This is a genomic window from Deltaproteobacteria bacterium (genome assembly GCA_016210005.1).
Lineage (GTDB): Bacteria > Desulfobacterota > Binatia > HRBIN30 > JACQVA1 > JACQVA1.
Window position 1 is genome coordinate 54,375 of record JACQVA010000256.1, and the last position, 25,411, is coordinate 79,785.

The following is a 25,411-nucleotide window of genomic DNA, read 5'->3' on the forward strand; positions in this document are numbered from 1 at the left end:
TCGACGCAAAGCACATCGCCGTCGCGCACAGGGATCATTCAGCGCGACGCCCGGTTGCGGTGCCGTGTTGTGCCCCGTATAGTCGGAGCTAGTCGCGTTGTTCGGAGCCATCAGCATGGCCGAGATGAGAACTGACGAAATCGAGCAGGTGCCCGAAGGGCTGCGCGCCTGGGCGCGCGAGACCTTGCGGAAGAGCGTGGAGACGCCGGGCAGCGTGCTGAGTCAGATTACCCAGCGCCGCGGTCTGGAGGCCGCGCGATGAGTCCCCCGCACCTGCGGGAGGTCGAACGCGACGTGTTGCGGCGCATCGCCGGCGCTCCCGGCGTGTTCTGTCTTCTTGACTACGACGGTACGCTCGCGTGGCTCGCGCCCACACCCGCCGATGCCGTGCCCCTCCCTGGGGTCGTTGCGCTCTTGAGCGAGCTGACCGAGTTGGCCGGCGTGCAGGTCGCGTTGGTGAGCGGCCGGCCAGTCAGCGATCTGCGGCGCGCCCTCGACGTGCCCGGTGTGTACTACATCGGCATTCACGGCCTTGAAATCAGACTCCCCGATGGCCGGTGCGAAGCGCGTGAAGACCTCGCTGCGATCCGGTCCGCCTTGGCCGACCTCAAGCGTGAGTTGAGCGCGACCGCGGGAACCCGCCCCGGTATTCTTTTGGAAGACAAGGGCGTGGCGTTGGCGTGTCATTATCGGCTGGCATCCGCCGCAGACAAGGCGGCGGCGCAAGCTGCGGTGGCAGAGCTGGTCACCAGCTACCGGCAGCGGGGAGTGCCCATCGCGATCCTGCGCGGTCACGAGGTCAGCGAGATGTGTCCTGCGCACGTCAACAAGGGCACGGCGGTCAAAGCAGTGCTGGCGCAGCATGGATGTGGAGCGCTGCCGATGTACATCGGCGATGACCGCACCGACGAAGAGGTCTTTCGTCTCCTGCCGCCGGATGCGATCACCATTCGAGTCGGCCCGGCGAGTGAGCCGACGCTGGCGCGCTACCGACTGGACAGCCCCGAGGACGTGCGGCAGTTCCTCCGCGCCGTGCGTGAATGCCGCGTGCGAACGAGTGTGGGCCACCCACGGGCGTGTTGAAGGAACTATGGCGACCGGCAACGCGAAACAGCCGTTCCACTTTTACTCCAGTCTCGACCTCACGCTCCTGACCAACCGGCGTGCGCGCGACCTGGCGGAGCTGCTCGCTCACCTTCGGGAGGTACCGGGTTCGGTGATCTACTACCACACCCATCATTTCCTCGTGCAGCATCAGTACCTCTCACCCGAGCCTCCCAACGACGTCGCGTACTGGGTCACCAACGTCTTGCAAGAAGATCGTCTCGGCGAGCAGCTCGCGGCGATCGACCTCGTCCAGTTTCGCACCATCCGTGCGCTGCGGGAGCGGCTCATCGCCGTCATCGAAGCGTACCTCAACGAACGCCGGGAGCTGCGCACCGCCCCGGAGGGCGAGGAGTTTCATTTCCGTGAGGCGGCGTCGTTCGTCCTGCCCACGCGCCACGTGGCGAACGACCTGCGCGAGTTTGCCGACTGTATGGAGCAGATCGGCTTCGGGTCGCTGGCCTATCACTTCTTCGATGCGCGCCTGCGCCTCGAACGTGGCGAGAACGACTTCTCGGAATGGCTCGTGAAAGCACTGGGTGAGCACGAGTTGGCCAGGGCAATCGTTCGACTCGACCCGTACACGTACACGCTCGACGGCTTGCGCAAAGAGGTCGTGCGCTTGGTGCGCGCGCGGCTCGGGGAGGCCGCCGCATGAGCATGCTCGACGGGTATGAGGAGTTCGTCGGGCGCGGCACGATCGATGAGTTGCGGCTGCTGGGCCAGCATCTGGGCCGGCGGCGCGTGCTCACGATCAACTCGACCGCCGTCGGCGGCGGTGTGGCCGAGATCCTCAGCCGGCTCGTCCCGTTGTCCCGCGAGCTGGGTGTGGACGTTCACTGGGAGGTCATCAAGGGAGGCGAGGATTTCTTCAGTGTCACCAAGCGCATGCACAACGCCCTGCACGGAAAGCCCGAGGTGTTGACCGCGCACGATCACGATGTCTTCCGCGAGACGACGAGGCGCAACCTCGCGGACATGGATCTCGACGCCGATATTGTCTTCGTCCACGATCCGCAGCCAGCCGGGTTGATTGAGGCGCGGCGCCGGGGGCATTGGGCCTGGCGCTGTCACATCGATCTCTCGGCACCGCAGGCCGATGTCTGGCGGTTCTTAGCCGACTACGTCGCCCGTTACGACGCCGCGGTCTTCTCAGCGCCGCAGTTCGCAGCCAACCTGAAGGTGCCCCAGGTGATGATCACCCCGTCGATCGACCCCCTGAGCGACAAGAATCGCGAGCTGAGCGGGCGCGAGATCGATGACGTGTTCGAGCGGTTGCGCGTGCCGCGCGACAAGCCGATTGTGACCCAGGTATCGCGGTTTGATCGGCTGAAGGATCCCGTCGGGGTGATTGCGGCCTTCCGGATGGTGCGCCCGTACAACGACTGCCGCTTGGTCCTGGCCGGTGGCAGCGCAACCGACGATCCTGAGGGCTTGGAGGTGCTGGCCGCCGTGCACCAGGCTGCCAATGGTGATCCGGACATCCACGTCCTTGAACTTCCGCCCACCGCCAACATCGAGATCAACGCCATTCAGCGCGGCTCGAGCGTGGTGCTGCAAAAGTCGTTGAAGGAGGGGTTCGGGCTCACGGTCAGCGAGGCGCTGTGGAAAGGCAAGCCGGTCATCGCCGGCGCCGTCGGCGGCATTCCGCTGCAGATCACGCACAAGTACAGCGGCATCCTCACGCACACGGTCGAAGGGAGCGCGTTCTGGATCAAGCAACTGCTGAACGCGCCCGACTTCGCGCGGCGGCTGGGAGCGAACGGCCGCGAGCACGTGCGCACCAACTTTCTGCTCACCCGCCACCTGCGCGATTATCTGCTGCTCTTCCTCTTCCTCGACCACCGTGACGAGCGGGTGATCCGCTTGAGTCGATGAGGCACAATGCTCCGCCCGACGATCCGGTTCGTTATTGCCCTGATTCTCGGCCTCGCCATCTTGACGTGGGTGGCGTCGGTGGTCGTCTACCGGACGACGCGCGGCTGGTTCGAAAAGGACGTCAGTTCGCGGGCCGAGCTTGCGGTCGGCGGGGCGCGGCACGGGCTGCTGTCGCACTGGAAAAGGGAAGACGGCGATGCCCTACATGCTCTGCTGACGGAACTGACACGCGACGAGCGCATATTGGCGGCCGCCGCATGCGCGCAGGATCTTTCGCCGCTAGTGACCACCGGGGAGTTTCCGGAACAGTTCGGCTGCCGCATCGTGGGAGCCCACGTTCGCCAGTCCGCTGGGGCGACAACCGCGTGGGTGCCCTGGAAGACCGTCGCGTCGCTTCCCGGAGGCACGGTGCACGTGAGCGGCGTTCCCTTGCTCGATCAGGAGGAGGGGGTGGGCTTCGTGGTGCTCGTGCACGACTTGAGCTTCATCGAGCGGCGGGAGGCCACCGTGCGCTGGTTCCTGCTTGTCGCCTTCGGCTTCCTGGCGGCGGCCGCCTCGGCGATCACCATCTTTGCCGCTCGCGTGTCGTGGCGCGAGTGGAGCGACCAAATCCAGCGGGTGTTGAAGGGCGAGACCCAGCGGCCGGAGTTCCAGCCGCTTCTGCAAGACGTCCGTGATCTCGTCGAACGAATCGGCGCCGAGCGGCAGGCGGACAGCGAGGCGGGTCTCTGGACGCCGCAGCGCCTCCGGCAAACGCTGAATCGGTATCTTCACGGTGAGAAAGTCGTCATCGTCGCGAACCGCGAGCCGTACGTTCATGAACGTGCGCCGGATGGATCTGTGACTGTCCTGCACCCCGCCAGCGGCCTGGTGACGGCGCTGGAGCCGATCATGCGCGCGTGCTCCGGGGTGTGGATCGCTCATGGGAGCGGCTCCGCCGACCGGGAGACGGCGGATGCGAAGGGGCACCTGCGCGTCCCGCCGGGTGAGGAGTCCTACGTGATCCGGCGGGTGTGGCTCTCCGTCGAAGAGGAACAGGGGTACTACTACGGATTCGCCAACGAAGGCCTCTGGCCCCTATGTCACATTGCGCATGCCCGGCCGATCTTTCGCAGCGAGGATTGGAAGCACTATCAAACGGTCAACCAGAAGTTTGCCGATGCAGTCCGCGAGGAGGTGGACATCGAGGACCCGATCGTGCTGGTTCAGGACTACCACTTCGCACTGGCGCCGCGCTTGATCCGCGAGCGGATGCCCCGGGCGACCGTCATCAGCTTCTGGCACATTCCATGGCCCAACCCGGAGCGGTTCGGCATCTGTCCCTGGCGGCACGAGCTGTTGGCCGGGCTGCTGGGCAGCAGCATCGTTGGATTCCACACGCGCTTCCATTGCAACAATTTCGTCGATGCGATCGACCGCTATTTGGAGGCGCGCATCGATCGCGAACAGCAGGCGGTGGTGCAGCACGGACACACCACGCTCATTCGTCCGTACCCGATCTCGACAGAATGGCCGGTGCATTGGCTGGAAGCGCTTCCCTCGGTGTCGGAGTGCCGCAGGAGCGTGTTCGCGGAGCTCAGTCTTCCCGCGGATGCGCTCCTCGGCGTGGGAGTGGACCGCCTCGACTACACGAAGGGAGTCGAGGAACGCCTTCTTGCAGTGGAGCGGCTGCTGGAGCGCTTTCCGGCTTTCCGCGGACGCTTCACCTTCGCGCAGTTGGCGGCTCCCAGTCGGACGCAGATCGACCGATACCGCGAGTTGAATGAGAGCGTCGAGAGGATCGCCGGCGGGATAAACAAGCGCTTCGGCGGGGAAACATACCGGCCGATCGTGCTCCTGCGAACGCATCACGAGCCGCCGACGGTGTTCACGTACTACCGGGCAGCGGACCTCTGCTACGTGAGCAGCCTGCACGACGGCATGAACCTGGTGGCCAAAGAGTTTGTCGCGGCGCGGGACGATGAGCGCGGCGTACTCGTACTGAGCCAGTTCACGGGCGCGGCGCGCGAGCTGACGGAGGCGCTGATAGTCAACCCCTACGACCTGGATGAAGCGGCGTCCGCGCTGGCGGCTGCTCTCGGGATGCCCGCAGAGGAGCAGGGCGCCCGCATGCGATCGATGCGTGCCTACGTCTCCGAGTTCAACGTGTACCGGTGGGCAGGAAGAATGCTGGTGGAGGCGGCGCGGCTCCGCGAGCGGGAGCGGCTGACAGGCCGGCTGGCCCAGCCGGAGGATGTGCGCCATTAGCCTGCTTGATTGCCTGAGGTGCACGCTCGGAAATCCTGGATTCCGTCCCCGGGCGCGGTACACTGGCGGCGTGATAACGCAAGTCGATGGCAACATTTGGATCGCAGACGGGTCGAGCGTCCCGTTCCTCCGCGTTCCGTACCCGACCCGCATGACCGTGGTTCGACTGTCTGGCGTGAGCCTGTGGATTTGTTCGCCCATACAGCTCGACGACCACCTCAGGGTCGCGATCAACGCACTGGGTCCAGTTCGCCATCTCGTGTCGCCGAACAAGTTCCATCACCTCTTTCTGGACGAATGGATCCGAACCTGGCCCGAAGCGAAGCTCTACGCCTCGCCCGGTCTGGCAAGGCGCCGTCGTGACCTGTCGTTCGACGCGGGACTGGGTGACCAACCCGATGCAGCCTGGACAGCCGACCTCGATCAGGTGATCTTCCACGGCAGCTTCGTCATGGACGAAGTCGTCTTCTTCCACCGCGCTTCCCAGACCGCGATCATCACCGATCTCGTGCAGCGGTTCGATCCTACAACCCTGCGGGGTTGGCGGCGCGTGGTCATGACGTTGGACGGGATGGTTGGTCCCAACGGCAGTACGCCGCGTGAGTGGCGCCTCTCATTCTGGAACCGGGCCGCCGCGCGCCGAGCAAAGCGGAAGGTGCTCGATTGGAACCCGCGGCGCGTGATCATTGCGCACGGCGAATGGATACACGAGGACGGACGCGCGGTGCTCGAACGCGCGCTGGCCTGGATCGGTTGAACCAACCGGGCGGGGTGCTGTCTTGATTTGACGGCGCAGGAGGAAAGCCCGTCCCGAGGCCGCGCTCCACTCGGCTGGCATTGCAAGGACCGCTGCGGCACATCTTCTCCTGATCGCCGGGCACATACGGGAAACCCTCAACGAAGGAGGATCGCTATGGGTTCTGTACGCCATTACGGGTCAAGAGCTGACATGAAGCGATGGTGGGTGCACTGCCTCGCGTTGAGCGCGTGTTTTGCGGTAGCGCTGCTCCCCGCCAGCGCCCAGGAGACGCCGGGCGCGAAACCGGGCGTCGATACGCTTGGCCGCGACAACCCACGGGGGGCCATGCGCGGCTACCTCGAAGCCTGCCGCGCCGGCGACTACGAACGCGCCGCTACGTATCTGGACCTGAGCGGCCTGCCGCCAGCGGCGCGCACCTCACGTGGGCCGGTGCTGGCGCGCCAGCTGAAGGTCGCTCTCGACCGAACCCTGTGGGTGGAGCTGGACAAGTTGAGTGACGCACCGGAAGGCGAGCGCGACGACGGCTTGCCAGCCCGGCGGGACGTGGTCGGCACAATCGACACAGCAAAGGGAGTGGTGCCGATGTTCCTGGAGCGGGCGAAAGCGGAGGGCGATACGCTGATCTGGAAGATAGCGCCGGCAACGATCGCGCAGATTCCTGCGCTCCACCAAGAGTTCGGTTACGGCGTGGTGGGCGAATATCTGCCGCCGATGTTTTTCCAGATCCAGTTTCTGGAGGTCCAGCTGTGGCAGTGGATCGGCCTTCTCGCTCTGGTCGCGGTCGCGGCCGTTGTCTCATGGATCGCCACCGTGATCATTGTGCGGCTCGCGCGCCCGGTTGTGGTTCGTATGTGCACAGGTTGGGACGATCGGGCACTGCGGCTGGCGGCGGGGCCGCTCCGTTTGATCATCGCCGTCACCGTGTTCTCCGCCGGCACGTACACGCTCGGCCTGGCAGTTCCGGTGCAGGCGTTCATCGCTGCGCTGGAAAAGGCCCTGACGATTGTTGCGGTGACGTGGCTACTCGTGCGGGTCGTGGCGGTTGCCGCGCACACCGTAGAGGAGCGGTTGGTGGCACGCGGTCAGACCGTGGCTATGTCCATCGTGCCGTTGGGCCGGCGGACGGTGCAGGTGCTGGTGCTTGCCTTGGCGACGCTCGCGGTGTTGCAGAACCTTGGCATCAACGTCACCGGCATTCTCGCCGGGCTGGGGATTGGTGGGTTAGCGGTCGCTCTGGCGGCCCAGAAAACGGTGGAGAACCTCTTCGGTGGCGTCACCCTCATCGCGGATCAGCCGGTGCACGTCGGCGACTTCTGCCGCTTTGGCGACAAGATCGGGACGGTCGAGGAGGTCGGGCTACGCTCAACCCGCGTGCGGACGCTCGACCGGACCGTGGTGACGATTCCGAACGCGGAGTTCGCCGGCATGCAGCTCGAGAACTTCGCCAGGCGCGATCGTATCTGGTTCCGCACCACGATCGGGCTGCGCTACGAGACGACACCCGACCAGCTGCGGTACGTACTCGTCGAGCTGAAGAAACTTCTTGTGGCCCATCCCAAGGTACATCCCGATCCCGCGCGGGTGCGCTTCGTCGGCTTTGGCGCCTACTCGCTCGATCTCGAGATCTTCGCTTACGTGCTCACCACCGACATCAACGAGTACCTCGCCATACAGGAGGATCTTCTGCTGCGCATCATGGATATCGTTGCCGCGAGCGGCGCTGGCTTCGCCTTCCCTTCCCAGACGATCTACACGGGAACGGACACCGGTCTCGACGCCGAACGCAGCCGCGCCGCCGAGGCCCAGGTGGGCGCGTGGCGCGAACAGAACGCTCTGGGTCTCCCCCACTTCGCGCCGGAGCAGCTTGCACGCCTTGCCGGTACGTTGGACTATCCGCCGCGCGGATCCGCCATTGGGGCTCATTACGCTCGCGCTGCACGAGATGCCCGCTGAGCTGCGGCTGCGCATACTTCTAGAAGCCGCGCGCGTGTGCAAGGGCGACAGCCGGGTCGTCGCCATCGAGCACGGCCGGCCCCCGACCTTCGCCACCTGGATGCTGCGCTACCTGTGGTGGTTCACCTGGGTCCCCGGTAACCCGGAATCAGCCACGACGAGGGATCTCCAGCAACGCGGGGCTGGACGCCGAGATGCGTTCGGCCGGTCTCGAGGTCGTTGAACGGCATGGCACGCGCTGGAATTGGATCGAGAGTTTCGTAGGAAACCCTCGTTCCTGATCTTTTTGCACTGGGTCGCTCCGGCTCTCCGCGCCGCCTATGCCATGGTCGGACGCCTGACCGAGGCCCTGACACTGCTCGACGAGCGAGTCATGGAGCGGGACGCCTCCATGAACGTCATGTCCCGGAACACCCTCACGATCGCGTGCCTCGCCGAGACCCACCTGCCGGCGGGCCACATGGAGGACGCAACCGACCGTGCCGCGCGGGCCGGCCTTACAGCGGTATGTGGCGGAGTAGCACCAGGTCGCCCAATCGCCCCATCTCGACTGCGCCGGCTTCGAGCAGGACCGCCGCGCGCTCGGCCGGCACCAGGCCGGCGCGTGGAAACGCCTCCGGATCCAGCAGACGCCGCTCCAGCTCGTCGGCTTCGAAGAAACGAAAGGGTCGTCCACCATAGAAGATCAAGGTTGGGTGCTCCTCGGTCGCTCCGACAAAAGGCTCTTCCAGCAGCGTCTCACTGATCACGCTTCCGAGGACACGGAAGGACTCGAAAGCCTCCTCGGTCTCGATGACGGAGCGCCGCGCTGCGGGCGCGGCGACGAGCGCAGCGATGGCGAGACCGCTCAAGGCCGCCGGATGTATGAGCCGTGCGCGCGCACGCAGCCCGGAGCCGAGGAAACCCAGCGCCATCCCGCCCGCCACCGCCAGCATCGGCAGTGCCGGAAGACAATACCAGGGCAGCCGGGTGCGTACCGCCGTCGCTGCGGCCATGACGAGAACCGCCGCGAGAAACCAAGGGGCCAGCGCCGCGCGCCGCTGGCGGCCGGTAAGCGCGGCCAGCGCGACTGCCGCGGTCGCTCCAACAACCCACGATCCGCCGCCGGTCCACAGCGCCCACATGGGATACCACCATGGGGCAGCATGGCCCTCGATCGGCTCGATGGCGCGGCTCCAGATCTCGCGTCCGAAATGAACTGCCAAGAAACCCGTGCCTTCCGTCGCAAGCTGCAACGCGTACCACGGCAGGGCAAAAGCGATGGCGCCAAACGCGGCGTATAAGGTATCCCTCTGCCTCGCCCTGTCGCGAATTGACGCAAGAAACGCCGCCGCGGGAGCGAGAAGGCCGAGCGGTCCCTTGGCAAGGATCGCGAGTCCCACCACTATGGCGACGCCGAGCCGCCGGCGGTGCCAGCCTGCCTCAGTGCCGAATCGGGCAAGCGCAACCATGGTCAGGAATATAGCGAGGGAATCCGTGCATGCCCGCCGCCCGCCCCGTTCGATGAACAGCGTGGATCCGAGCAGGCATGCCGTGGTGGCGAGGGCTGCCGGCAGACCAGCTCGCTGGGCCACCACCGCGCCGGCCACGGCAGCGGTGCCCACGCCGGCCAGCGCGGACGGTGCGCGAACCCCCGTCTCGTTCACGCCGAATGTTCCGTAGGCGAGAGCCATTGACCAGAACAAGAGCGGCGGCTTTCGGTAGTAGGCTTCGCCGTTCCATTCGAGGTGATACCAGTTACCGCGGAACATCCCCCGCGCGACATCCGCGTAAACGCCTTCGTCCCAGTTGACCAGCGGCGTGGCGCCGAGTCCCGGCAGGAGCAGCAACGCAGCAAGGCCCCCGGCAATCAACGGGGCCAGGCAGGCGGCGAGAACGCTTCTGCCGCCCGTCCAGCGGTCCGCGATCTCCGCAGCAGTCATCTCACGGAACGTAATGCCGCCGCCCGGGCCGAGCTTCCGCTGCGCCACGTCCAGCATGTTCTGGTTCTGATCGGTTCCCACCACGCCCCCGCGCTCGCTCAGCCGCCCGTGAGATTGCCGGTGCCGCAACCGAGTTCGAGCACGCGCAGCGACTCCAGGCCGGCCACGGCCGCGTCAGCGGCGGCCGCATAGAGGCTCGTTACCCGCCCCAGCGGCAGCAGCCGAATGCTGGCGTCGTACCGGTTGGGGGCGGACTCGAGTAAGCGCATATACACGTACGTGCTCATCGTGGTCCTCCGACAGCCGGTGCGCGCTCCGGGTCCACACACGGGCGCCCTGGTCTTACCCTATCTGCCCTCTCTCTTGACGCGCGCAAAGGCCCAGCGCAGCCCCGGCGGAGCCACTAGGGTCGAGACGAGCACCATCAGGACCAGGGCCGAGAACTGAGCGTGAGAGAGAACCGGCTCGCCTCCGAGCATCGTGCGTACCCCGATTCCGGCGAAGACCAGGCCGACCTCACCACGGGGAACCATCCCGATCGCCACCGCGAGTCGATCAATCCCCTTGCCCACGACGCCGAGGGCGCAGGCCATCTTCCCAACAAGGGCACACACGATGAGCACCAAGCCAAACCCCAGCGCAGCAGGGTTCCCCAAGCTGCCGAGCTGAACCTTAATCCCCATGAGCACGAAGAACAACGGCACAAACAGGCTTGCGATTGGGTGGAGCAACTCCGCCAGCGGCGCGTGATCCGCGCGCGCGCGGATGCCGACACCGTACGGGTCGAGCATCAGTCCCGCGGCAAAGGCACCCACGATGTCCGCCAGGCCGACCAACTCCGCGGCAAACGCCAGCGTGAAGCACAACCCGAGCCCGAGCACTAACATGATCTCGGGGTGATCGCTGCGGGCCGCCAATCGGATCAGCGGCGGCGACACGAACCGGCCGAGCCCCGCGGCGGCGCCGAGAAACACCACCGCGCGCAACACGATGCCGGCGACGCCAACGAACGAGACGCCTGCTCCCCCCGTGGCCGCCGCAGCCACCATGCCGACCACCACCGCCAGCACGATGAGTCCGAGCACGTCATCAATGACCGCTGCGCCCAGAATGACTTGCCCCTCGCGTGTCTGCGTCGCCCCCAAGTCCTTGAGCACTCTGGCGGTGATGCCGACGCTGGTGGCCGCGAGGGTGGCACCGACGAAGAGGTGAGCGAGCAACGGGCTCTCGGGGATCATCCAGGCGGCCGCCGCCCACCCCAGGCCCATCGGCGCCGCCACACCGATCAACGCAACCAGGAGCGCAGATGGCCCAACCCGGACCAGCGCGCGGACATCCGATTCCAAGCCGACCTCGAGCAGCAACAGTAGCACCCCGACCTCTGCCAGGAACAGCAGCGCGGGGTCGCCGCGCAACGTGCCAGCGCCATCCGCTCCCATGAAAAGCGGCAGCAGGTTTCCCAACGCGATGCCCACCAGCAGCTCGCCCAGCACCGAGGGCTGGTGCCAGCGTTCGGCCAGCAGGCCTCCCGCTTTCGCCGCCACGACCAGCACCCCAAGGGCAAACAGGATGGGGCCGAATGCCGCGTGTCCACCTGTATCGGCCGCCGCGGCGATTTCGGGAGCCGCAACTGCCAACAACAAGCCAAGGGCGATCATGAGCGCGCCGTTCGCCAACGCGCCCTGTAGGGTGCGTTGCCACGACGGGGCCATCAGATCACGTCCGCGCATCGGCTCCCAACCACTCATTCGCGGCGCAGAATACCGGCTATCACGGCCCAGGCCAATAGCCCGCGTGTAGCGCCCTGGCCGGGCCATCAGCGCGCCTGCTTTCGCAGCCACCGCGCCTCGTGGTAGGGCTGCTCGCATGGGGCGCTGGGTGACCACCCTGCTGGTGTTCGCGCTGCTGGCGGCCTGCCGGCGCAGCGAGCACGCGCTGACGATGGCGGTCGCCTTGTTGCCGAGTGAGTTGGCGGCGTACCGCGCTGTGCTTGGTGACTTCGAGCGCGACACGGGGCTGCGCGTGGTCGTCGTGCCGCAACAGTATCCGGATATTCAGCGCGCCCTGGCGGCCGAGGCGTTTGCCGGCCACGGCACGCTCGATCTGGTGGAGCTGGACGTCTACGCGCTGGCGCGTTCGGCCCGACACGTGAGCGTGCTCGATCCCGCCGAGCTGGCGCCGGAACTCGACGCGCTCGCGCCGCACGCCCGGCGCGCCGGCGAAATCGACGGCCTGCGCTTCCTGCCGCATCGCATCTCCTGGCAGGCGCTGGTGTACAACCACGCCGTGCTGGGCAAGGCGCCCGCGACCTGGGAAGAACTGCTGGCGGTCGCCCGCGCCCATCCGAAACGCATCGGGCTGAAGGGAGCACTATACGAGGGGCTGACGTGCGATGTGCTCCCGTTCGTGTGGGCCGCCGGCGGCAGCGGCGATCGCTTCGACGACCCGGGTACCCTCGCGGCCTTTCGGTTCTTCGCCGAGCTGGCTCCGTACCTGGCTCCGCAGAGCGAGACCTTCAAAGAAGCGACCGTCGCCGAGGCCATGGCGCGCGGTGAGCTCGTGCTGCACGTCAATTGGCCGTTCGTGATGTCGCTGTATGCCAGTCAGGGCCTCGCCGGCACCATCCGCTCCGCCCCCCTGCCGCAAGGCCCCGCGGGGCGCGCCACCGTGCTGGGTGGCGGCTACATTGCCGTGCCGCTGAGCGCGCCGCATCGCGTCGCAGCCGTGCGCCTGGCGCGCTATCTCATCAGCGCGCCGGCGCAGATGCGACTGCGGCGCCAGTTGGGGTGGTTTTCGGCACGCACGGATGTCGCGGTTGATGAGACCAGCGAGGACCTTGGCGGTTTTGCCGCCATGCGTGGCGAGGCGCGCCCGCGGCCGGAGCGCCCCGATTACCCCCGGCTGAGCCGCGCCTGGCAGCAGGCGTTTCGTGCGGTCGCCTTCGAGCGCAGCGATCCGGTCAGCGCGCTCCAGGCGGCCCAGCGTGGGCTGGGGCGCGAACGATGATGGCCCGAGTATCGGTATCGTCCTGGCTGCTGGCCACCCCGCTGCTCCTTTACTGCCTCGTCTTCCTGGCCTACCCGACACTGTACGCGATCCGACTCGCGTTCAGCGATCCGCACACGGCCGCTTTTCCGAGCACGGCCAACTTCCAACTGATATGGAACGATGCGCTCTTCTGGCGGGCACTGCGCAACAACGTGATCCTCCCGGCGGCCAGCGTCGCGGTCGAACTGCTCGGCGGCCTGGCGCTGGCACTGCTCCTGGCCGCTCGCTTTCCCGGACGCCGCTATGTGCGGGCGGTCGTGGTCATCCCGTTCGCGCTGCCGGAAATCGTCTTTCTCACCATGATGCGCTACCTCTTCGCCCCGCGCGGGTACGTGAACGCGGCGCTGGTCGCCGCCGGCGCCGGTCCGTTGGATTGGCTGCTCCCGGGGCGATGGCTCACGTTTGTCGTCGTGGTGATTGCCGATGCCTGGCATGTGACGCCGGTGGTGTTCCTGCTGCTGCTCGCGGCGCTGACGACCATTCCCGAGGAGGTCACGGAGGCCGCGCAGCTTGACGGTGCGCGCGGCCTGCGCCGGCTCCTTTTCATCACCCTGCCGTTGCTCACACCGGCGCTGATCGCCGCCGTGCTGCTGCGCGGGCTCGATGCGCTGCGCACGTTCGCCACCCCGCTGGTGCTGACCGGGGTCGAAGGCGTCCCCGTACTGTCCACCTACGCTTTCCACCAATGGTCGGACTACGGCAACGACGGCGCGGCCGCGGCCGCTGCCGTACTGCTCGCGCTGCTCAGCGTCGCGCTGACGCTGCCGCTGCTGCGGCGCCGGGTGGGGCCATGAGGCGGACCACGTTGCTGCTCGCGCTCGCCGCCGCCGTGGTGGCCGTTGACCTGCTGCCGCTGGTGCTCATCGTCAAGCAGGCCGTGACGCCGGAAAGCGAGAGCTTTGCCTGGCCGCCAACCTGGTGGCCACGGCGCCCCACGCTCGAGAATTTCGGCATGGTTCGCGCGACCATCGAACTGGGGCGTGGTCTGTGGATGAGTGCGCTGGTGGCCGTGCTGACGGTCGGATCGACGCTGGCCCTGGCACTGCCCGCGGCATGGCTCGCGGCGCGCCGGCCGGCGCAGGCTGATCGGCCACTGGACGCCGTGATGATCGTCACGCGGCTGTTTCCGTCTATCGCACTGGCGGTGCCGCTGGCCGCGCTCTTTGTGCACGTGGGTCTGTACAACCATCCTGCCGCGTTGGGGTTGTGGCTGGCACATACGCTGCTGGGCTTGCCGTTTGCCTTCTTGGTCTTGCGCACCGGATTTCGGGCCGTACCGGTGGAGCTGGAAGAGGCGGCCCGCCTCGACGGCGCCACCGGCATAGGTAGCTTCGTGCGCGTGACCCTGCCGCTCATGCGTCCCGCGCTGGCGGTCGCTGCGCTGCTCGTGTTCTTGATCTCGTGGGACGAGTTCGCATACGCGCTCCTGCTGCAAGTGACCAACCGGCCGCTGCCGCCGCTGCTGTACTACCTCGCCGCCTTTGGGCACCCGGGGCTGGCCAGTGCCGTCGCCACCATCATGCTCGGACCGGCCCTGCTCATTGTCCTCGTGCTGGAACCCGCGTTGCGGTCCGGGGCGCTAACCGGGAGCGGCCGCTAATGGCGCAGGCCGAGTTTGACCAGGTGGAAAAGCGCTTCGGCGCAGTCACGGCCCTCGCCGGCTTCACGCTGGTGGTTGGCGACGGGGAGCTGATCACGGTCCTGGGCCCATCAGGTTGCGGCAAGTCGACGTTGCTGCGGGTGACAGCCGGGCTGGAGCCACTGACGCGCGGAACGATCCTAGTGGGCGGGCGCCGCATCGATCAGCTCCCACCGCATCAGCGCGATGTGGCGATGGTGTTTCAGAACTACGCGCTGTATCCGCACATGAGCGTGCGGGGCAATATCGAGTTTCCTTTGCGGATGCGCGGCACCGCCCGCCCGACACGGCGCGCGCAGGTTGCGGACGTGGCGGCCCTGCTGGAACTGAACGACCTCCTCGAGCGGCGGCCGGCGCAGCTGTCCGGTGGCCAGCGACAGCGCGTGGCGTTGGCCCGGGCGCTGGTGCGCCATCCGGCGCTGTTTCTGCTCGACGAGCCGCTGTCGAACCTCGACGTGCGCTTGCGCGCGAGCGTTCGCCGGTACATCCGACAGGTACAGCGCCGACTCGCTGTCACGACGCTCTACGTGACGCACGACCAGACGGAGGCGATGACGTTGGGGGACCGTGTCGTGGTGATGAACGAGGCTCGGATCCATCAGGTCGCACCGCCGCTAACGGTATACCAGCGGCCGGCCGACACGTTCGTCGCCGGCTTCGTTGGCACGCCTCCGATGAATCTGTTGCTCGCCCACTACGCGGGCGCTGTGCTCACGGTTGGCGGCCAGCACGTGCACGTCCCGATCGAGCTGCAGCGTTCGCTCGCGGGTGTCGCGGGCACGATCCAGGTCGGCATCCGCCCGGAAGCCTTTCAGCCGGCGCCCGATGGGTGCGCGGACCTGGTGGCCTCCACGGTTCCCGAGTCGCGCGAGCCGCTGGGAAGCGAGACGCTCGTGGGGGCGGCGATTGGCGATCAGCGCGTCACCGCGCGCATCGCCGGCAGCCCCACCGAGATCCCCGACCGTTTCGCTGCGCCGATCGGGGCGCTGCACTTCTTTGCCGAGGACGGCACGCGTCTTGGCCCGTAGCGGTGCCGTTGCAGTGTGCGCGTGCTCCGCGTTGAACCCAAGCGGCCCGGCGCCCGGCTGCCGCAGTTGGAGTTCGAGGCGCGGGCACGCGGGTGGTTACGCGCGCAGGCCGGCGGCCTGCAGAAACGCGGCACGCAACTCGTCGTACGTCCGCGTCGCCGGAAACTGTGGGAACTCGCGGACGACGTTGTCGGGCGGGCGCCAGAGGATGCCATGATCGGCCTCGGCGAGCATGGTCGTGCCGTTGTACGATAAGTGCTCGCCTTCCGGTGCAGTCGTGGGCGCGATCGCGGAGATCGTGGCCATGCCCGGCGGCACACCGCCCCTGAAACCTTCGCTTTCGGGGATCAACGTGGAGGTGTGGTAGCGGGACCTGGGGTCCGCCGCAATCTCGCAGAAATCGCTCAAAGGCTGCTTCAGCCCGAACTGGCCGGTGACCATGGCCGTCTGGCCGACGTTGCCGCGGCGCCGGATTCGATCTATAGCGGCGAGTAGCCGCGCGCTATGCCGGTACGACCAGGAGACATGTTGATGAGCCGCTCGGATTACCCCTTCACGTTGAGCCGTCGAGACTTTCTCAAACACAGCGCGGCGCTGACGTTGTCGTTGAGCCTGCTCGACTTTCCGGCCCCGCACTCGGCCGCGTCAGCGCAGGACGCCGCCGCGGCGCCCGCGGTGCCGCAGTATCGCGGCTGGGAAGACGTTTACCGCCAGCGCTGGGTGTGGGATCGCGTCGTGCATTCCTCGCACGCGCGCGCCAACTGCATCTCGGCGTGTTCGTGGAACGTCTTCGTCAAGGACGGCATCGCGTGGCGCGAGGAGCAGAACGCTATCTACGAGGCGTCGGAAGCGTCGGTCCCCGACTTCAACCCGCGGGGCTGCCAGAAGGGCGCCTGCTTCGCGCACGTCATGTACGAGCCCTCACGCATCCTCTACCCGCTGCGCCGCACCGGCGCTCGGGGCGAAGGCAAGTGGAAGCGCGTATCGTGGGACGAGGTGCTCAGCGAAATCGCCGACGCCATGATCGATACCGCCGTGCAGCAGGGCACCGACTCGATCATCTACGACCACGGCACCACCAACATCGATTTCGGTGCCGACACTGCCAGTGAGATGCGGCTGTTCGCCGCGATGAACGCCACCAGCATCGATTCGTGGGCGGGCGTGGGCGACATGCCCGCGGGCGCGGCGCAGACTTGGGGCATGTACAACGTCGAGGGCACCTCCGACGACTGGTTCAAGTCGGACTTCATCATCATCTGGGTGGGCAATCCCATCTACACCCGCATTCCCGAGGTGCATTTCGTCAACGAAGCCCGCTACCGCGGCGCCAAGGTCGTCGCCATTGCGCCCGACTATAGCGCCTCGGCGATTCACGCCGACTATTGGCTCAACCCGCGCGTCGGCACCGACGCCGCGCTCGCCCTGGCGATGGCGCAGGTGATCCTGGCCGAGAACTTACACAAGGCGGAGTACGTCAGAGAGCAGACGGACCTGCCCATCTTGGTGCGCGAAGATACCGGGCGCTATCTGCGCCAGGCCGATCTACGCGCCGGCGGCAGCGACGAGGTGCTCTACTTCTGGGACGGCCCGACCAACGCGCTCGCCGAGGTGCCCGGCTGTCAGGGGAAGGGCGATTCGCTCGCGCTTGGTTCGCTTCGCCCGGAACTCGCGGGCCGCCGCAGCGTGCGCCTGGCCGACGGCAAGGAGGTGGCCGTGCGCCCGTTCATCGAGCGGCTGCGCGCGCACTTGGACGCGAACTACACCCCCGAGAAGGTCGCGACGATCACCGGCGTCGCCGCGCCGACGATTCGCCGCCTAGCGCGCGAGCTGGCCGCCGCGGGCAGCGCCATGATCTATTCGTCCTGGGGCTCGTGCAAGCATTACCATAGCGACCTGAATCAGCGTGCCGAGATCCTGCTGATGGCGCTCACCGGCAACCAGGGCAAGAGCGGCGGCGGCTTCCGCGTGGCGTCGTGGTGGCCGGTGCAGGGGTTCGAGGAGTTCTCGTTCGGCGCCCGCGAGATGCCGTTGGAGCTGAAGATGCGCGTGATGTGGCGCGCGCTGGTTACCGGCTTTAGCTGGCGGCAATACGAAGATCTGATGCTGGAGCTGACGGACCACATGAACAGCACGCCGCTGATGCCCTGGCTCTACGTCCATGCCGGCTACAAGACGGTGTGGGACAAGCGCGAGTATCACGATCCCGCCGTGCCGCGGCCGACCGCTGCATACATGAAGGAAGCCATCGACAAGGGTTGGATCCCGGTGCGCCCGAAGCCGGGCAAGGAGCCGAAGGTGTTCATTTTCACCGGCGCCAATCCGTTACGGCGCTGGCCGGCACCGCAGATCGCGCTCGAACACTTGTGGCCGAAGCTCAACCTGATCATCGACGTTAATTTCAAGGGGGGTACCTCGGGCCTGCAGGCAGACATCATCCTTCCAACATCGAGTTACTACGAGCGCGACTCGCTCAAGTACAGCCAGGCCTACCTGCCTTATCTGGTCCTGTGCGAGAAAGCCGTCGAGCCCCGCGGCGAAGCTAAACCGGAGTGGGAGATCTTCGGCTTGCTGGCGAAAAAGGTGCAAGAGCGTGCTCGCGAGCGAGGTGTGAGCAAGGTGCTCGATTCCTACGGCCGCGAGACTGATCTGGCGACGGTCTACGAGGTTTGGAGTCACGACCGCAAGTTCAACGAGAACGACCCCAAGGCCGCGCTCGACTTCATCCTGCGCGGGACTACGACCACGGGGAAAAAGGGTTGGGACGAGGGCACGAAGACGGGCCTGCTGCCTGTCCTCGAGGTCGAGGGCAAGCCGGACGGGCTCTACGCGCTGGGCACGGACTACAAGCGGGGCCGCACGCTGTTCCCGCACGAGCGCTTCGTCGTGGGCAAGGAAGCCTGGCCGACCTTTTCCGGACGGCAACAGTTTCTGATCGAGCATCCGTGGTACGAGGAGGTGGGCGAGACCTTGCCCGTGTTCAAGGAGCCGCCGCAGCCGGGCGGGAACTTCCCGCTGCGTCTGACGGGCGGCCACACGCGGTGGTCGATCCACGCGACCTGGCGCGACAGTCAGGTGATGCTGCGCCTGCAGCGCGGCGAACCGGCCGCCTACGTGTCGCAGCAAGACGCGCAACAGCGCGGCGTAGCCGACGGTGACCGCATTCGCGTCTTCAACGACGTCGGCGCCTTCGAGACCATCGCCAAGGTGGCGCCGGCGGTCCAGCCTGGACAAGTGATCATCTATCACGCCTGGGAGCCGTACCAGTTCAAAGGCTGGAAGGGGCAACAGGAGCCGGTGCCGGCACCGTGGAAGGCCTTGCACCTGGCCGCAGGCTACGGCCAGATTCACTACCGGCAGATCTATATGGCTCCCGGACACAGCCCGCGCGCGCAAGCCGTCGATTTCGCGCGCGCTTGAGGCGGCGGGTGTTCGACAGCGGCCTTGTCGTCGTGCGATTGGCGAGGCCGCGGTCGCGTTGAACGCCTTAGCCCTGTGTGGTAACTGCGCTGCATGTCGCTGAGCCCCGCGGACGTGCGCCACATTGCCATGCTGGCCCGATTGGAATTGAGCCAGGAGGAGGAGTTGGCCTTCTGCGCCCAGCTCGACCACATCCTCGAGCACTTCGAGAAACTGCGGCAACTCGACACCGAGAACGTGGTGCCGACGGCACATCTGGCCGAGATGGCGAGCGCGTTTCGCGAAGACGTCGTCAGCCACGTGCCCGCCGTTGCGGAGCTGCTGGCAAACGCGCCGGCGCGCGACGGGGATTTCTTCAAGGTTCCCCAGATCATCGAGTAACGCCGGCGGCGCTTCGGGCGGTGTCGAGCACCTCACAGTAGGCAACTCATGGCGGAGGCGTACCGGCTAAGCATCGATGCGGCGAGCGCAGCGCTGGCGGTGCGTGACATCTCCGCGGTCGAGCTGACGCGCGCCGTCCTGGCCCGGATCGAAGCCACCGAGCCTGCTCTGCGCTCGTTCATCACCGTGGCGGCCGACGCGGCACTAGCGCAAGCCCAGGCCGCGGACGCGCGTTTGGCCGGCGGCGACGCCCCGGCACTGTGCGGCATCCCATTGGCCATCAAGGACGTCATCCTCACTCGAGGGTTACGGTCGACTGCCGGCTCGAAGATCCTCGGTAACTTCGTCCCGCCGTATAGCGCCACGGTCACCCGCAAGCTGCTCGACGCCGGTGCGGTGTGCGTCGGTAAGGCCAACTGCGATGAGTTCGCCATGGGTTCATCGACGGAGAACTCGGCCTACGCGATCACGCGCAACCCCTGGAACCTCAGCTGCGTGCCGGGGGGCTCCTCCGGCGGCTCGGCCTCGGCGGTGGCGGCCGGGCAGTGCTTGGGCGCACTCGGTACCGATACTGGCGGCTCGATCCGCCAGCCGGCGGCATGCTGCGGCGTCGTGGGCATTAAGCCCACCTACGGCCGCGTCAGTCGCTACGGTGTGGTGGCCTACGCCTCGTCGCTGGATCAGGTCGGCCCGCTCGGTCGCACCGTGGCCGACTGCGCCCATCTGCTCGGCGCCATTGCGGGGCACGACCCGCGCGACTCCACCTCCGTCGATTGCCCCACCCCCGACTACCGCGCCGCACTCAGCGGTAAGCTCGCCGGTTTGCGCCTGGGCTTGCCCAAGGAGTACTTCGTCGACGGCATGCAACCCGAAGTCGAGCAGGCGGTGCGTGCGGCGGTGCGCCAACTCGAGTCCCTCGGGGCGGCGGTTGACGAAGTCTCGCTGCCGCACACCGAATACGCGATTGCGGCCTACTACTTGATCGCTACCGCCGAGGCGAGCTCGAACCTGTCGCGCTACGACGGCATCAAGTACGGCTTTCGAGCCGAGGCCGAGGCCTTGCTCGAGATGTACCGGCGTACGCGGGCGCAAGGCTTCGGCGCCGAGGTCAAGCGCCGGATCATGCTCGGCACCTACGCGCTCTCCAGCGGCTACTACGACGCTTATTACTTGAAGGCGCAAAAAGTGCGCACGTTGGTCCGAAACGACTTTCTCGCCGTCCTCGACCGCTGCCACGCCATCGTTACCCCAACGGCACCCACTACCGCGTTCCGCATTGGCGAGAAGACCGCCGATCCCTTGCAGATGTATCTCGCCGACATCTTCACCGTCTCGGTCAATCTCGCCGGCCTTCCGGGGCTGTCGCTGCCGTGCGGCTTCGACCGCACTGGGTTGCCGATCGGCTTGCAGCTCATCGGCCGGCCCTTCGATGAGCAGACGGTGCTCAACCTGGCGTACGCTTACGAGCAGGCCACGCAGTGGCACTTGCAGCAGCCGGAGATCTGAGCCGCACGCGATCACCGCTTATGGCCCACGAAGCCGTCATCGGACTCGAAGTCCACGCCGAACTGCTGACCGAGTCTAAGATCTTCTGTGCCTGCTCGGCGAAGTTCGGTGCCCCGCCGAATCAGAACACCTGCCCGGTGTGTCTGGGCATGCCCGGCGTGCTGCCGGTGCTCAACCGGCGCGTGGTCGAGTTCGCGCTCAAGGCCGGCTTGGCGATCAACTGCCGGATCGCCCGCTACAGCCGCTGGGCGCGCAAGAACTATTTCTATCCCGACTTGCCCAAGGGCTATCAGATCTCGCAGTATGAGCTGCCGCTGTGCACCGGCGGTGAGGTCGAGATCACGACCGCCGACGGCGGCACGCGCGCAGTTAGGCTCACGCGCATCCACATGGAGGAGGACACCGGCAAGAACATCCACGACGCCCATGGGGACGCCAGCCTGGTGGATTTCAACCGCTGCGGTGTGCCGCTGCTCGAAATCGTCAGCGAGCCCGACATGCACTCGCCCGCCGAGGCCGGCGCCTATCTGCGCAAACTGCGCTCGCTGTTACGCTACCTGGAAGTCTGTGACGGCAACATGGAGGAGGGTAGCTTCCGCTGCGACGCCAATATTTCCATCCGGCCGCGCGGCAGTACCGTGCTCGGCACCAAGGTGGAAGTCAAGAACATGAACTCGTTCCGTGCGGTCGAGAAGGCGATCGAGTTCGAGCTGCGGCGGCAAGCCGAAGTATTGGAGCAAGGTGGACGCTTGGTGCAGGAGACCCGCCACTGGGATCCCGACCGCGAGGTCACGCGGCCGTCGCGCTCGAAGGAGTTTGCGCACGACTACCGCTATTTTCCCGATCCGGATTTGCTGCCGCTGCTGGTCAGCGAGCAGTGGATCGAACGGGTGCGGGCAGAGCTGCCCGAGCTGCCCGAAGCCCGCCAGGCGCGCTTCGGGCGCGACTACGGGTTGCCGGTGTACGATGCCGAGGTGTTGACCGCGCGCAAGGATCTCGCCGATTACTACGAGGCCGCGGTGCGCACGCATCCTAACGCTAAGGCGATCAGCAACTGGGTCATGGGTGACGTTCTGCGCATTGTCAGGGAGCGCAAGCTGGACGAGGTGCTGGTGATTCGCGACTGGCCGGTGGTGCCGGCGCAGCTGGCGGCGCTGGTGGCCTTGATCGACAACGGCCAGATTAGCGGTAAGATCGCCAAGTCCGTCTTCGAGACGATGGCGCAGACGGGTGCGTCGCCCGAGCGCATCGTGGCGGAACAGGGCCTCACCCAGGTCAGCGACGAGGCCCCGATAATCGCCGCCATCGAGCAGGTGCTGGCGGCGAACGCCGCCAAGGTGGCCGAGTATCGTGGCGGCAAGGACAAGCTCTTCGGCTTCTTCGTCGGGCAAGTGATGAAGGCCACGCAAGGCAAGGCCAATCCCCAGAAGGTCAACGAGCTGCTGATACAACGGCTCACAGGTTCACCATAGTAACGGAAAGGATGGATATGGGACGACTCTACAGTGACATCACCGAAACCATTGGCAACACGCCGCTGGTGCGGCTCAACAAGGTCACCGCCGGCTTGCGCGCGACGGTGTACGCCAAGTGCGAGTTCTTCAACCCGCTCAGCAGCGTGAAGGACCGCATTGGCCTGGCGATGATCGAGGCGGCCGAGCGCACCGGCGCCATCACCAAGGAAACGATGATCGTCGAGCCCACCAGCGGCAACACCGGCATCGCCCTGGCCTTCGTGTGCGCGGCGCGGGGCTACCAGCTCACGCTCACGATGCCGGAGTCGATGAGCATGGAGCGGCGCAAGCTGCTGCGGTTCTTGGGCGCGGAGTTGGTGCTGACGCCGGCGGCGGAAGGCATGAACGGCGCCATTCGCAAGGCCGAAGAGATCGCCCGCGCCAACCCGAAGGCGTTCGTGCCGCAGCAGTTCAAGAACCCGGCTAACCCGGAGGTCCACCGCCGCACGACGGCGGAGGAAATTTGGAACGATACCGATGGCCAGGTTGATATCCTGGTCGCGGGCGTGGGTACCGGCGGGACGATCACCGGTGTCGCCGAGGTCATCAAGCCACGCAAGCCGGCTTTCCTCGCCGTGGCGGTAGAACCGAGCAATTCGCCGGTGCTGTCGGGGGGCAAGCCGGGCCGCCATTCGATCCAAGGCATCGGCGCGGGTTTCGTGCCGGAGATCCTCAACACCAAGATCATCGACGAGATCATTCAGGTGCAGGACGCCGACGCGATCAAGGTGGCGCGCCGCCTCGGGGCGGAGGAAGGCATCGGCTGCGGCATCTCCAGCGGTGCCAACGTCTGGGCGGCATTGCAGGTGGCCAGCCGGCCCGAGAACGCCGGCAAGCTCATCGTCACGGTTCTGCCCAGCGGCACGGATCGCTACCTGAGCACGGCGCTGGTTGAAGACCTGACGTAGACGTGCTTGGCTGGCCGTAGCTGCCGCAGAGACCGGCGCCCGATGTGCAACCAAGACACCTGCCGTGAAGGCAGACCAAAGGCCAACCCCCGGGCGCTGGCGGCGCTTGCGCGCGCCGGCGCGCTGGTCGTCGTCTGCGCCTTGGTGTTGAGCGGCTGCCACGTTGGTTCACGCGGCCACGACGAGGGTCGCCAGTTTGCGGCGGCCTGGATCGCGGCGATGAACTCGCACAGCGTCGAGCAGGTGCTGGGGTTGTTCGAGCCCAAGGGCACCTATGAAGACCTGAGCAAGACGCCACCGGTCTCCGGCACCGCTTTGCGCGAGTTGCTCTTTCAACAGTGGAGCACGTGGGGCGACCTCACCTACACGCTCACCTCGGTGGTCGCGGAAGGCGATTTGATCGCGCTTGATTGGCAGGTGCGCGGTACCGACCGCGCGGGTAAGACCTTCAGCACCAGCGGCGCGACCTTTATCGAGCGCCGCCACGGCTTCGTGGTACGGGCGCGCTCGTACTACGCCGCGCCGCTACCCCTGGGTCCAGGCGCGGGAGCGGCATCGTGATGCAACCGCCGCTCGAGCGCCGGGGAGCGCCGCTGGCGGCGTTGGCCACCCTCGGCGCGCTCGCGGCCGTTGCGGTCTTGCTCACTTGGCGCCTGGCTGCGATCGGCATGCCGATCGACGATGCTTACATCAGTTTCCGCTATGCGCAGAACTTCGGTGCTGGGCACGGCCTGATCTACAATCTCGGCGAACGGGTCGAGGGCTACACCTGCTTCTTGTGGGTCGCCTTGCTCGGCCTGGCGTATCGACTCGGTGGGGAGATCGAAGCGTGGTCGCGCATTTTCGGGGTTGCTGGCTTCGTGGCTAGCGGCTGGCTGACCTACGCGATCGCGCGGCGGGTGGCGGCGGTCGGCCGCGCGGCGGCTCTCATTGGCGCCGCCATAGTGTTCTTCGATGTCGGCTTCTTGTACTGGTCGATCGCGGGGATGGAGACCACCCTCTTCGCCTTCCTTGTGACACTAGCCCTCTGGCTGTATGTGGCGGACGCGCCCGCGCTGTTGTGCGGTGCCGTCTTCGGGTTGGCGGCGCTCACCCGCCCCGAAGCCCCGGCCTACATGGGCGGACTCGGGCTCGGCATCTTGCTGGTTCGCCCGCAGCAGTGGCGGCGCGTGCGGGACATGGCCGTCGGGTTCGTCGCCGTCTTCACCCCGTTCTTGCTCTGGCGCTGGAGCTATTACGGCTATCCGTTGCCCAACACCTATTACAACAAGATGGGCGGAGAGCTGGTCGGGCGCCTCGGGCGCGGGTTGCTGTACACCTGGAAGGGGCAGAACGTCAGCTGGTTTGCGCTCTTGGCGCTTGGGCTGGTGCCCTTGGCCACACCGCAGCGCGCCCGGCTGTTCCCATTGTACGGGCTGATCGCCGCAGTGATTGCCGGCGTGTTGTACGAAGGCGGCGATGTGTTCGGCTTCGGCCGCTTCTATGTACCGGTGTTGCCGGCGATCGCGGTGGTTGGCGCAGCCGGCCTGCACAGCCTGTGGCCCCAGCAGGCGGGGCAACGTAGCCGGATGCGAGTGGCGCTGGTGGGTGCGCTGGTGGTGTTCCTGCTGGCGGGTAAAGCTTCAGGCAATTCACGGCCGCCGCTGCTGATCAAGGCGCTGAAGGCCACCCAAGCCTTCTACCAACGCCAAGCGCAGCGGGCCGAGCGGGTGCGCGAGCTGACTCGCCCGGGCGACGTCATCGCCACCGTGGCGATCGGCGTGCTCGGGTATCGCAGCGGCCTCACCACCATCGACATGGTGGGGCTCACCGACGAGACCGTCGCTCACACCGCGGTGCCCGGCGTCGGCGTCGGCCTGCCCGGGCACGAACGCTTCAACAGCGCCTACGTGCTCAGCCGCCGGCCAAGTTTCATCTTCATGGAGGAGCCCGAGGAGCCGAGTAATACCGGCCAGAGCAAGAAGGCGGTGCACCTGGTAGGCAGCACCGCGCCGTACTCCCCGGTCCTCGCTGTGCGCGACATGTGGTTCAATGCCACCTTCCGGCGTGACTACGAGTGGGTTGGTTTCGCTTATAAACGCCGCGGCGAATAGCACTTCTTCC

Annotated in this window: 22 protein-coding genes; 18 read left to right on the forward strand and 4 right to left on the reverse strand. The window is 66.6% G+C overall.

The features are described from left to right. Positions 1–115 precede the first annotated feature (115 nt). The 7 genes from HY699_24105 to HY699_24135 all read left to right on the forward strand — a co-directional run bounded on the left by HY699_24105 (position 116) and on the right by HY699_24135 (position 7,942). Complete coding sequence (locus HY699_24105) at positions 116–262, forward strand: hypothetical protein (protein MBI4518890.1); 147 nt, start codon at positions 116–118, stop codon at positions 260–262. Further along, complete coding sequence (gene otsB / locus HY699_24110) at positions 259–1,083, forward strand: trehalose-phosphatase (GenBank protein MBI4518891.1); 825 nt, start codon at positions 259–261, stop codon at positions 1,081–1,083. Before HY699_24105 ends, otsB begins: the two co-directional genes overlap by 4 nt. 7 nt (positions 1,084–1,090) lie before the next feature. Beyond that, a complete protein-coding gene (locus tag HY699_24115; protein ID MBI4518892.1) occupies positions 1,091–1,762 on the forward strand; it encodes a hypothetical protein in 672 nt (223 codons plus the stop codon). Further along, complete coding sequence (locus HY699_24120; GenBank protein MBI4518893.1) at positions 1,759–2,982, forward strand: glycosyltransferase; 1,224 nt, start codon at positions 1,759–1,761, stop codon at positions 2,980–2,982. Before HY699_24115 ends, HY699_24120 begins: the two co-directional genes overlap by 4 nt. 6 nt (positions 2,983–2,988) lie before the next feature. Next, positions 2,989–5,229, forward strand: a complete 2,241-nt coding sequence (locus tag HY699_24125) for a trehalose-6-phosphate synthase (protein MBI4518894.1) — start codon at positions 2,989–2,991, stop codon at positions 5,227–5,229. A 70-nt stretch (positions 5,230–5,299) separates the two neighbouring features. Continuing rightward, on the forward strand, positions 5,300–5,986 hold the full coding sequence (locus HY699_24130; GenBank protein ID MBI4518895.1) for a DUF4336 domain-containing protein: 687 nt from the start codon (positions 5,300–5,302) through the stop codon (positions 5,984–5,986). 27 nt (positions 5,987–6,013) lie between these two features. Further along, positions 6,014–7,942 (forward strand): mechanosensitive ion channel family protein, encoded by a 1,929-nt coding sequence (locus HY699_24135; protein MBI4518896.1) that lies wholly within the window; start codon positions 6,014–6,016, stop codon positions 7,940–7,942. A 497-nt stretch (positions 7,943–8,439) separates the two neighbouring features. Here the strand turns inward: HY699_24135 and HY699_24140 are convergent, their stop codons facing one another. Genes HY699_24140 through HY699_24150 form a run of 3 tightly spaced genes read right to left on the reverse strand, consistent with a single transcriptional unit; the run spans position 8,440 to position 11,522 of the window. After that, a complete protein-coding gene (locus HY699_24140) occupies positions 8,440–9,948 on the reverse strand; it encodes a glycosyltransferase family 39 protein (protein MBI4518897.1) in 1,509 nt (502 codons plus the stop codon). 14 nt (positions 9,949–9,962) lie between these two features. Further along, positions 9,963–10,151: a hypothetical protein gene (locus tag HY699_24145; GenBank protein MBI4518898.1), complete on the reverse strand. Its 189-nt coding sequence runs from the start codon at positions 10,149–10,151 to the stop codon at positions 9,963–9,965. A gap of 60 nt (positions 10,152–10,211) precedes the next feature. Continuing rightward, a complete protein-coding gene (locus HY699_24150; GenBank protein MBI4518899.1) occupies positions 10,212–11,522 on the reverse strand; it encodes a cation:proton antiporter in 1,311 nt (436 codons plus the stop codon). A gap of 208 nt (positions 11,523–11,730) precedes the next feature. Between HY699_24150 and HY699_24155 the strand changes: the two genes are divergently transcribed. From HY699_24155 to HY699_24170, 4 genes are read left to right on the forward strand one after another with little or no spacing between them, the layout of a single operon-like run. Continuing rightward, on the forward strand, positions 11,731–12,870 hold the full coding sequence (locus HY699_24155; protein MBI4518900.1) for an extracellular solute-binding protein: 1,140 nt from the start codon (positions 11,731–11,733) through the stop codon (positions 12,868–12,870). Beyond that, the gene (locus HY699_24160; protein MBI4518901.1) at positions 12,867–13,706 is read left to right on the forward strand and encodes a sugar ABC transporter permease; all 840 of its coding nucleotides are present in this window, start codon (positions 12,867–12,869) and stop codon (positions 13,704–13,706) included. The genes HY699_24155 and HY699_24160 overlap by 4 nt, the downstream gene beginning before the upstream one ends. Further along, positions 13,703–14,512 (forward strand): carbohydrate ABC transporter permease, encoded by an 810-nt coding sequence (locus tag HY699_24165; GenBank protein MBI4518902.1) that lies wholly within the window; start codon positions 13,703–13,705, stop codon positions 14,510–14,512. The genes HY699_24160 and HY699_24165 overlap by 4 nt, the downstream gene beginning before the upstream one ends. Further along, complete coding sequence (locus tag HY699_24170; GenBank protein ID MBI4518903.1) at positions 14,512–15,579, forward strand: ATP-binding cassette domain-containing protein; 1,068 nt, start codon at positions 14,512–14,514, stop codon at positions 15,577–15,579. Before HY699_24165 ends, HY699_24170 begins: the two co-directional genes overlap by 1 nt. Before the next feature lie 96 nt (positions 15,580–15,675). Here the strand turns inward: HY699_24170 and HY699_24175 are convergent, their stop codons facing one another. Beyond that, the gene (locus HY699_24175) at positions 15,676–16,020 is read right to left on the reverse strand and encodes a hypothetical protein (protein ID MBI4518904.1); all 345 of its coding nucleotides are present in this window, start codon (positions 16,018–16,020) and stop codon (positions 15,676–15,678) included. 90 nt (positions 16,021–16,110) lie between these two features. On the opposite strand from HY699_24175, the gene HY699_24180 reads away from it, so the two are divergent. The 7 genes from HY699_24180 (at position 16,111) to HY699_24210 (ending at position 25,401) form a co-directional block, all read left to right on the forward strand. Beyond that, positions 16,111–18,999 (forward strand): molybdopterin-dependent oxidoreductase, encoded by a 2,889-nt coding sequence (locus HY699_24180; GenBank protein MBI4518905.1) that lies wholly within the window; start codon positions 16,111–16,113, stop codon positions 18,997–18,999. A gap of 93 nt (positions 19,000–19,092) precedes the next feature. After that, complete coding sequence (gene gatC, locus HY699_24185; GenBank protein MBI4518906.1) at positions 19,093–19,380, forward strand: Asp-tRNA(Asn)/Glu-tRNA(Gln) amidotransferase subunit GatC; 288 nt, start codon at positions 19,093–19,095, stop codon at positions 19,378–19,380. Between the two features lie 48 nt (positions 19,381–19,428). Continuing rightward, complete coding sequence (gene gatA / locus HY699_24190) at positions 19,429–20,886, forward strand: Asp-tRNA(Asn)/Glu-tRNA(Gln) amidotransferase subunit GatA (protein MBI4518907.1); 1,458 nt, start codon at positions 19,429–19,431, stop codon at positions 20,884–20,886. 20 nt (positions 20,887–20,906) lie between these two features. Continuing rightward, the gene (gene gatB / locus HY699_24195; GenBank protein ID MBI4518908.1) at positions 20,907–22,358 is read left to right on the forward strand and encodes an Asp-tRNA(Asn)/Glu-tRNA(Gln) amidotransferase subunit GatB; all 1,452 of its coding nucleotides are present in this window, start codon (positions 20,907–20,909) and stop codon (positions 22,356–22,358) included. A 17-nt stretch (positions 22,359–22,375) separates the two neighbouring features. Continuing rightward, positions 22,376–23,308, forward strand: a complete 933-nt coding sequence (cysK, locus tag HY699_24200) for a cysteine synthase A (GenBank protein MBI4518909.1) — start codon at positions 22,376–22,378, stop codon at positions 23,306–23,308. A gap of 42 nt (positions 23,309–23,350) precedes the next feature. Further along, positions 23,351–23,869 carry a nuclear transport factor 2 family protein gene (locus HY699_24205; protein ID MBI4518910.1) on the forward strand — a complete coding sequence of 173 codons (519 nt, stop codon included), beginning with the start codon at positions 23,351–23,353 and terminating at the stop codon, positions 23,867–23,869. Then, the gene (locus HY699_24210; protein ID MBI4518911.1) at positions 23,866–25,401 is read left to right on the forward strand and encodes a hypothetical protein; all 1,536 of its coding nucleotides are present in this window, start codon (positions 23,866–23,868) and stop codon (positions 25,399–25,401) included. Before HY699_24205 ends, HY699_24210 begins: the two co-directional genes overlap by 4 nt. Positions 25,402–25,411 lie beyond the last annotated feature (10 nt).